This is a genomic window from Caulobacter sp. (assembly GCF_017744445.1).
Taxonomy (GTDB): domain Bacteria; phylum Pseudomonadota; class Alphaproteobacteria; order Caulobacterales; family Caulobacteraceae; genus Caulobacter.
In genome coordinates this window covers 1-512 of the sequence record NZ_JAGIBH010000156.1, presented here as the reverse complement: position 1 = coordinate 512, position 512 = coordinate 1, and the positions used below count along the sequence as shown (strand labels likewise).

Sequence of the window (512 nt, the reverse complement as noted above, 5' to 3'; positions counted from 1 at the left end):
GAACCTGGCCGTGCGCAAGCCCGGCTGGATCGACTTCGACGCCGGCGCGGTTCTGTCGGGTCAGAGCATGGACGAGGCCGCCGACCGCCTCATGGAACTGGTTTTGGCCACGGCCTCAGGCCAGCCCACCAAGGCCGAGCTGAACGGCGAGCGCGAAATCGCCATCTGGAAGCAGGGCGTAACGCTGTAGGCCCAAACCTCGATCGCCGCCGCGGTCCGACTCGATTGTCATCCCGTCAGGGACGCTATAGCCATTGGTCTGACCTCTCCGCGAGATCTTTCAGATTCCGTTGCCACCGGTGTCGGCGCTTGTTCGTCGGCGCCTTTCGACCTTTTCGCCAGCGAGGGCGCGCACCTTGACCATCGACACGACCTCCCGTCCGCTGCGTCTGAACGCTGTCAGCTATCCAGCCGCCCTGCCTGGCGTCGCCCTGCCCGCCTATGACCGCGACAAGGTCACGGTCGGCGTCGTCCACTTCGGCCCCGGCGCCTTCCACCGCGCCCACCAGGCC

At 66.8% G+C, this 512-nt stretch carries 2 pseudogenes; both read left to right on the top strand.

The features are described 5' to 3' along the window. Positions 1-190: pseudogene (locus tag J7528_RS24185) on the top strand (UxaA family hydrolase); the annotation flags it as partial. Between the two features lie 166 nt (positions 191-356). Continuing rightward, a pseudogene (locus tag J7528_RS24180) lies at positions 357-512 on the top strand (mannitol dehydrogenase family protein); the annotation flags it as partial.